This is a genomic window from Candidatus Desulfatibia sp., assembly GCF_036446775.1.
Lineage (GTDB): Bacteria > Desulfobacterota > Desulfobacteria > Desulfobacterales > UBA11574 > Desulfatibia_A.
Map to the genome: position 1 here is coordinate 1 of NZ_JAZFTO010000159.1, position 8,634 is coordinate 8,634.

At 46.4% G+C, this 8,634-nt stretch carries 7 protein-coding genes and 1 tRNA gene; all 8 read left to right on the forward strand.

Annotated features, from left to right (window positions below):
• Positions 1-162 precede the first annotated feature (162 nt).
• The 8 genes from V3S16_RS07875 to V3S16_RS07910 all read left to right on the forward strand — a co-directional run bounded on the left by V3S16_RS07875 (position 163) and on the right by V3S16_RS07910 (position 8,124).
• Positions 163-233: transfer RNA gene (locus V3S16_RS07875), tRNA-Cys, on the forward strand.
• Positions 234-486: 253 nt separating this feature from the next.
• Complete coding sequence (locus V3S16_RS07880; RefSeq protein WP_413884128.1) at positions 487-1,719, forward strand: LL-diaminopimelate aminotransferase; 1,233 nt, start codon at positions 487-489, stop codon at positions 1,717-1,719.
• Between the two features lie 380 nt (positions 1,720-2,099).
• The gene (locus tag V3S16_RS07885) at positions 2,100-2,846 is read left to right on the forward strand and encodes a GntR family transcriptional regulator (RefSeq protein ID WP_413884129.1); all 747 of its coding nucleotides are present in this window, start codon (positions 2,100-2,102) and stop codon (positions 2,844-2,846) included.
• Entirely contained in the window at positions 2,824-4,050 is a 1,227-nt protein-coding gene (trpB, locus tag V3S16_RS07890; protein WP_413884130.1) for a tryptophan synthase subunit beta, read from the forward strand. Before V3S16_RS07885 ends, trpB begins: the two co-directional genes overlap by 23 nt.
• On the forward strand, positions 4,043-4,804 hold the full coding sequence (gene trpA / locus V3S16_RS07895; protein WP_413884131.1) for a tryptophan synthase subunit alpha: 762 nt from the start codon (positions 4,043-4,045) through the stop codon (positions 4,802-4,804). Before trpB ends, trpA begins: the two co-directional genes overlap by 8 nt.
• Before the next feature lie 476 nt (positions 4,805-5,280).
• Positions 5,281-7,599: a sigma-54 interaction domain-containing protein gene (locus V3S16_RS07900; RefSeq protein WP_413884132.1), complete on the forward strand. Its 2,319-nt coding sequence runs from the start codon at positions 5,281-5,283 to the stop codon at positions 7,597-7,599.
• A gap of 254 nt (positions 7,600-7,853) precedes the next feature.
• Complete coding sequence (locus V3S16_RS07905; protein WP_413884134.1) at positions 7,854-7,970, forward strand: hypothetical protein; 117 nt, start codon at positions 7,854-7,856, stop codon at positions 7,968-7,970.
• The gene (locus V3S16_RS07910) at positions 7,957-8,124 is read left to right on the forward strand and encodes a chemotaxis protein CheW (protein WP_413884133.1); all 168 of its coding nucleotides are present in this window, start codon (positions 7,957-7,959) and stop codon (positions 8,122-8,124) included. The genes V3S16_RS07905 and V3S16_RS07910 overlap by 14 nt, the downstream gene beginning before the upstream one ends.
• Positions 8,125-8,634 lie beyond the last annotated feature (510 nt).

Sequence of the window (8,634 nt, forward strand, 5' to 3'; positions counted from 1 at the left end):
ACGGACCTTAAAACGATAATGGAAATCATGGGTCACAAAACACATATCATGGCCATGAGATATCAGCATCCGTCACCTATCCACAAACTAAAAGCGGTCAAAAATCTGGACACAAAATCTGCCACAGGCAAGCTTGTTGAGTTGAAAAAAGAAGGGAATTTAGGGGGTTAGAGCTAAAAGGCAGCGGTCTGCAAAACCGCTATTCCCCGGTTCAAATCCGGGTGCCGCCTCCATAGGAAACATAAGGGCTTGCAAGAAATTGAAAACTTGCAAACCCTTTTTTAGTTTTTGTAATCTGGAAAGCTTCCTGATGATTCGATAAAGCCGTGCCGAAGTCTAATGAATACGGTTGACGGTCATCAGGTTTTAGGATATGAAATCCGTATGTTAATGGTATATCGCTTTTAGTTGTGATTTAAGCGGGGGTGCTCGGCAAGCCTGCGGACCGCCTGATATAATGCTACTAAAATAAAGAAAGGCTGAATCATGATCCGTATCAACGAGAACTATCTTAAGCTTCAATCTTCTTATCTGTTTGTCGAGATCGCCAAGCGCGTGTCCGTCTATCAGCAGGAGAACCCGGAGGCCGATATTATCCGGCTGGGTATCGGTGATGTAACCCGGGCGCTGCCGCCGGCCTGCATACAGGCCTTTTCCCAGGGTGTTAAAGAGATGGCTGCGGATGCCACCTTCCGGGGTTACGGCCCTGAGCAAGGGTACGATTTTTTAAGGGACAAGATCGCTGCCAATGACTATCAGGTCAGAGGAGCGGATATCAGTTCCGATGAGATTTTTGTCAGCGACGGCTCCAAATGTGATTCGGGCAATATTCAGGAGCTGTTTGCCGGGGACATTCGCCTGGCGATCCCGGATCCGGTATATCCGGTGTATTTAGACACCAATGTCATGGCCGGTCGCACCGGAGAATTTGCCGACGGTCGATACGACAAAATTCTGTATCTGGACAGTCTGCCTGAAAACGGATTTGTTCCGAACCTGCCCGCGCAACCGGTGGATCTGATTTATCTGTGTTTTCCCAACAATCCCACCGGTGCCTCAATTTCCAGGGATACCCTGAAGCTGTGGGTGGACTACGCCCGTGAAAACAAGGCCCTGATCCTTTATGATGCCGCCTATCAAGCCTTCATCCGTGATCAGGCGCTTCCTCGTTCTATTTTTGAGATTGAAGGTGCGCGTGAAGTGGCCATCGAGTTCAGAAGTTTTTCCAAAACCGCCGGTTTTACCGGCACCCGCTGCGCCTTTACCGTTGTTCCCAAAACCTGCATGGCCTACGATGGTAATGGTCAGAAACATTCGTTGCATGCCTTGTGGAACCGCCGGCATTCCACCAAGTTCAATGGAGTCTCTTATCCGGTTCAGAGGGCGGCCGAGGCGGTTTACAGCCCAGAGGGCCAAGCCCAGGTTCAGGAACTTGTTGACTATTATTTGAACAATGCGGGCCTGATCAGGGAGGAGATGGCTGCGCTTGGTTTTGAGTTTGCAGGCGGCGAAAATTCACCTTATATCTGGGTGAACTGCAGGCGCGATGCCTGGGAATTTTTTGATTTACTGCTGAAAAAAGCGGGTGTGGTTACAACTCCCGGGCCCGGTTTCGGCAAATGCGGTGAGGGTTTTATCCGCATCAGCGCTTTCAACAGCTATGCAAATGTCGAGACAGCCATGACGCGGATCAGAGAAGCTTTGGGTGCAGGGCTCTGACCCGAAATTTTCATAAATAACATCTCTGGCTGGGCAGAAATCCGGTACAATAATAAATATACCACAAAGTGTCATTTTGCTTGACACTCTTTTGCTACAGTGCTACATTATCGCATATATTCCTTTTTGGATTTAGCCATCCTCCAAAAAGGCCTCCTCCAAAAAATGCCCTTGGGGTTCACCCCTCCCGAGGGCATTTTGTTTGAGACCTTTGAAAAACCTGAGGCCTCTTCTTTTTCAATACGCTGGTTTCGAGCTTAATTTTTTTTCAGGCTGTCCAAACATTGGGGTCAATCGCCTTCAGCCACATTTAAAATTGTCTTGACAACTTAACCAATTTAGAGCAATCTAAAAAACAGCGCAATAATGAAGGAGCCTATATGCTCAACCCCGCGTCACCGATTCCGTTGTATCGCCAACTGGCTGATATTCTCTGGGCTCAAGTACGGTCCGGAGAATATCCTCCCGGCGCTAGAATACCGTCTGAAAACAGCCTGGCATCAAGGTACGGTATCGGCCGGCCCACCGCCCGGCAGGCCACGGAGCTGCTGGTTCGCAAAGGCATTCTGGTTCGCAGGCGGGGCTCAGGTACCTTTGTTCGCCGACAACAAAAAGAGGTCGATCTTTTTTCCCTGGCGGGGACGATGTTTTCTTTTCAAAAAGAAGGGCTTGCGGTTACAAGGCGTATTTTGCAAAAGACCCGCTTGAAGACAATTGCAAACCATGGCGAAAATCCCTTTGCCAACCAAAAGGCCTATGCTCTTTCCAGGCTCAGTCTGGTGGAGAAGACGCCGGTCCTGATCGAAGATATCTATCTGCATGCAACACTTTTTGCAGGTATTGACCGCTTTGACCTTGCGGGACGATCACTGTCGCAAATTGTCGCCGAACACTATTTTATGCGGCCCAGCGGTGGAAAGCAAAACTTTAAAATCGGTTATTTATCAGGGAAGAAGGTATTGAAACTGGCCGTATCAACCCAAACCCCCATCCTTATCGTCAAACGGTTTTTGAATTTTGCCCAAGCTCAAAACGCCATATACGCGGAACTTTACTGTCGCACGGATCAATTTGTCTTTTCTCAAAATATAGGAGGAGTAATCGATGCAGAATCGAGGCTACTATGATCAGTATGGAGGCGCTTTTCTTCCCGAGGTACTGATTGCAACTGTCGACGAGTTGGTCGAAACGTTTGAAAAGGCCAAGCAGGACCCTTCTTTTTGGAAAGAATATGCCGATATTATGTCTGAGTATTCCTGCCGGCCGACGCCGGTTACCTTTGCGGAAAACCTTAGCCATTATTTCGGAGGCGGGCGCATTTATATCAAGCGGGAAGACCTGAACCACACCGGGGCCCATAAGGCCAATAATGTCATGGGTCAGGGGCTGTTGGTCAAGCGGATGGGGAAAACCCGCGTTATTGCCGAGACCGGAGCGGGTCAGCACGGGATGGCCACCGCCACCATGGCGGCTAAATTCGGCTTCAAATGTACCATTTATATGGGAGAGGTAGATGTCCAACGGCAGCGTCCCAATGTTTTTTGGATGGAACGGCTGGGCGCCGAGGTTGTGCCGGTAAAGGAAGGAACTCGAATTTTAAAGGATGCGATTAATGAGGCTCTGCGCGACTGGGTAACCAATATGGATAATACCCATTATGTACTGGGAACGGCCTGCGGCCCACACCCCTTTCCGGAAATGGTCTCTTATTTTCAATCCATTATCGGCCAAGAGGCGCGCCGGCAAATTATGGAAAGAGCGGCAAAACTGCCGGACCGCGTTTATGCCTGTGTGGGCGGAGGCTCCAATGCCCTGGGGATATTCAAGGCCTTTTTGAATGATCCGGTGGAGCTTGTGGGTGTCGAAGCGGCCGGCAGAGGGCTTGAAAGCGGAGAGCATGCCGTCCGCCTGGCCTCTCCGGATGCGAGTGTGGGCGTGGCCCAGGGATATAAAACATATTTTTTGCAAGACGACGACGGGCAGATGAAAGCGACCCACAGTATCGCCGCTGGATTGGATTATGTAGGTGTCTCACCGATCCTGGCACAACTCAAGGAAAGCGGACGTGTTCGCTTTGAGGCGGCAACCGATCAGGAGGTCGTCGGGGCCCTTGCACTTACGATGCAGAAGGAAGGGCTGATACCGGCGCTGGAGTCAGCGCATGCCTTTGCGCAGGCATTCAAGGAAGCGCCGAAGCTTTCCAAGACCGCCATTATTCTGATCAACCAGTCCGGGAGAGGCGATAAAGATATCTTTACGGTTGCCGATGCGTTCAACGATCCTTCGTGGCAAGAATTTATCAAGAAAAAAGCGGAAGAATATCATGCTTGAGAAATATCTGAACAGCCGGCTCCAAGAAAAAGAGATTCTTTTGATGACCCATATTGTTTTGGGGTATCCGTCATTTGAAGATTCCTTTAAGATTATCGAGGCCATGGTCGCGGCCGGTGTTGATCTAATGGAGCTGCAGATTCCTTTTTCCGAGCCGATTGCAGACGGCCCGGTGATCCTGCAAGCCAACCAGAAAGCTCTGGCCCATGGAGCAACCGTTCAAAAATGTTTCGATTTTTCCCGTAAGATTGCCCAAACCTTCGATATTCCGTTTTTGTTTATGACTTATTACAACATTCTTTTTAAATACGGGGTTGAGCGGTTTGCAGCCGCTATGGCGGCTGGCGGTCTTAAGGGTGCCATTGTGCCGGATCTTCCGCCGGAAGAGGGCCGAGAGTATCTTGCGGCCATGCAAAAATATGATCTTGCTCCGATTTTCATTTTTTCTCCCACGACTCCGGATGAGCGCATGCAGTACCTGGCATCCTTTGGGCAGGGTTTTATTTACTGCGTGGCCCGCAAAGGGGTTACCGGTGTTGATACGGACTTTTCCCGACAATTAGGGGAATATCTTGGGCGCTGCCGCCGGGCCACAAAGCTTCCCTTGGCACTCGGTTTTGGAGTCAAAGAAAAAGAGGATCTCGATTTTTTGAAAGGAAAAGCCGACATCGCCGTTGTCGGATCACAGACCATTCGACTGGTGGACAATGAAGGTGTTGGTGCTGTGGGTGAGTTTATTCAAAACCTTAGGTAGTTTCCATCCATAAATAGCTATTTTTCCGATGAGCGGCGTTCTCCGCAAGAGAACAAACCTCATAATCACCTTTAAATCCATTCCAGCCTAAATATTTCGATTCTTTTTGTTCAATAAAAGTCCGATTTCCTCGAACTTTTTCCGATTTTTCCGAACAATTTCCGATTTTTCCGAACAATTTCCCCCTCTGCGACCCTTAATTACAATTCATATTATTTGTAACATCTCAATATTATTGCGATAAAAAATTTATGCTAAATTAACATAATTTGGCACGAAATTTGTAGTAGTGCTAATATATAATATTAAATAATTATCTAAGCTAATAGGGACGCAGAATGAGTTTGTTTTTCTATGCCACCGAGACAAAAGGTAGCGGACAACTCCTTTGGGACCTGCACCAAGAACTGACTTTTGAAATAGATGCACCATGTTAGGGAACTTGAGCGCCAAAACCAATAAACAGGAGATCTGAAATGTCAATTACACCTACATCTGATCAATTGGAAAAGAGGGTTAAAGAATTGGAAGCAAGGGTTGAGCATTTTAAACGAGCTGAAACTATGTGCCCCAAAAATGAAAAAGCAATGCAAGCAATCGTGAACGCAATGGGCGAACGCGTCAAGGAATTGAATTGCCTCTATAGCATTTCCAGTCTTGTCGAAAAGCATGACTTTACGCTGGAGGAGATATTACAAGGAACGGTAAATATCATTCCACCATCCTGGCAATACCCGGAAACTACCTGCTCCCGGATCGTCCTGGAAGACCGAGAATACGGCACGGACAACTTTAAGAAGACTAACTGGAAACAATCCAGCGATATCTTGGTGCATGGCATGCGCATTGGATCTTTGGAAGTTTATTACCTAAAAAAGATGCCGGAAATAGACGAAGGGCCTTTCCTGAAGGAAGAAAGAAGTTTAATCAACGCTATTGCGGAACGCTTGGGAAAGGTCATTGAGCGCATCAAAGCCAGGAATGAGCTGCAAAAGAAGAACTATGAACTTGGTGAACGCATCAAGGAGCTTAACTGTCTTTATAACATTTCCAGCCTAGTTGAGAAACAAGGCATTACACTGGAAGAAATATTACAGGGTACGATAAATATCATTCCTCCATCCTGGCAATACCCCGAAATCACTTGTGCGCGTATAATCATGGAGGGTCAAGAATACAAAACAAAAAATTTTAAAGAAACTGATTGGGTCCAGTCAAGCGACATCAATGTGCATGATGAAACGACCGGTGTGGTGGAAGTCTATTACCTTAAAGAAAAACCTGAAATAGATGAGGGGCCTTTCCTGAAGGAAGAAAGAAGTCTCATTAATGCAATTACAATCCAATTAGGGAGTATTGTTGAGCGCATTAGATCAGAGAGGGCTTTACAAGAGAGCGAAGCACGCTACAAGATACTGACGGAACAAGTGGCGGACGGAGTAGCGCTCTTTCAGGAAGGGCTTTGTTTGTTTGCTAATAATGCTTTTGCTTCTATGTTTGGATATGAAAATACAAGCCGGGCTGAAGGCATAAAAGTTGTTGATCTTATTTCAAATGATTTTAAAAAGCCTTTCCTGAAATTCCATGAGGACCTTGAAGCGGATGGTTCCAGCGAACGTATTTTTCAAGGCAAATACATGACAAATGACCGCAGAGAATTCTGGGCTGAAGCACATCTGGCTAAAATTAAATGGAATGGAAAGCCCGCTGTTTTAAGTACAATAAGAGATATTACCAAAAGCAAGTTCAAAGAAATTGAGATTCAGAAAGAGTCGGAACATCTCCGTCAAGAAAATATAAAATTGAGATCATCCATCAAGGAACGTTTCAGATTCGGGGATATTATCGGTAAGAGCCCATCCATGCAGGAGGTTTACGAACTTATTTTAAAAGCCGGGGCATCTAATGCCAGCGTAATAATTTATGGAGAATCCGGTACGGGCAAAGAACTGGTGGCACATGCAGTTCATAAGATGAGTACTAGAGCTGACAAAAAGCTTGTGCCTATTAACTGCGGGGCGATTCCTGAAATGCTTCTTGAAAGAGAGTTTTTTGGTCATATAAAAGGGGCTTTTACCGGAGCCGATAAGGATGCTCATGGTTATCTGGACCTTGCCGATCACGGAACCTTGTTTTTGGATGAAGTTGGCGAACTTGATCTTAACATGCAAGTAAAGTTATTAAGAGCCTTTGATAACGGTTGTTTCTCGCCGGTAGGAAGCAACAGAACCAGGATGTCCGCCTTTCGTATTGTTGCTGCCACAAATAAAAATTTGATGGATCTTGTCAACCAAGGTTTGATGCGGGAAGACTTTTTCTACAGAATAAACGTAATCCCCATCTCTATACCGCCTTTAAGAGATCGTAAGGAAGATATCCCTCTGCTTATAGATCATTACTTAAAAAAATATAATGGCAACAACGCACCCTCTATTTCGGGAAAAATCATGGAGGCTTTGCAAAATTATAACTGGCCGGGAAATGTCCGACAGCTACAAAACGCCCTTCACCGCTATATTACCTTAAAGAAACTCGATTTTATGGGAACAGCACCTTCAAGATCAATCGAGCTTGACAGCGCTGCAGATGAGGAAGCAGTTGTAGGAGTTTTTGAGTTCCAGCATGCTGTTAGAAAATTTGAGAAAAACCTTGTTATTAAGGCCTTGGATCAGAACCAGTGGCATCGCGAAAAAGCAGCTGCGGCTCTTGGCCTTCCCCGCAGAACATTTTTTAGAAAGATGAAAAATTTTGGGCTGACATCGGCACAAACAGTGCCGTTTGTGGCTCATTCCTAATTTCCTCTGTCTTTTCAACAACTAACCCTTTAAATGATCTCCATACCAATGTTTTTGAGTGCCATTTATGGCATACTTTCTGAACCTTCCTATAAATTATAGTTACTATTATTTATATTATATCAATAAGTTAAAACCCATTCAGAAGTTCTGGCACGCTGTTTGCGATAAGAAGAACGAGAATGTGCTTTCAGAAAGGGCTTTGCTTAATAAAAGTATTGGTTGTGGATGATAGTGCTTCTGTTGCTGGGTTCATGGGGTCATTCATTGAAAAGTTGGGTCATTACGTTGAAAAGGCGAGCAGCGGACAAGAGGCCTTAACAAGGTTTAAAGAGAATACGTTCGACTTGGTTTTGCTTGAATGTAAATGAAGGCGACATCGAGGAGACTCCCACGTTCGGCGCCAAGCTGAACACGGACTATATCCTCGGAATGGCCAAAATGGAAGGGGGTGTTAAAATCTTATTAGATATTGATCGGGTACTAAGTGGAGAAGAAATAGAACTTCTCGAAAAAACAGCGTAATGGGCGTTACGGGTTGCGGGTTACGAGTTGCGGGTTACGGGTTGCGGGTTGCGGGTTGCGGGTTACGGGTTACGAGTTTCAAGCATCCAGTATCCAGCATCCAGTATCCAGTATCCAGCATCCAGTATCCAGTATCCAGTACCAAATGACCCCGGTGAAATGCGCCCGCCCGCTCTCCGAGGCGTAGGCTTTACGAGCCGGAGGCCTCGCCTGAAGGCGGAGCCGATGGCGGGCAGGCTGCGCTGTCACTACGTGAATTTCACCCCGGTGAAATAGGATAAAACATTTCACTGGGCAGGCGGGGCAAGCAAATGACTAATAACCAATAACTAAATAATAAACGTCAAAAAAGAGAGGACTAACAATGAAAAACATTAGCTTAAAAGCCAAACTTATTATTTTCTTTCTGGCCGTGGGTGTACTCCCCTTTGCGGTGGTCGGCGGCATGTCGCTGTATAAATCCAGCAATGCCCTTTCCGACCTGGCCTATGGTCAGCTTGCAGGCATGCG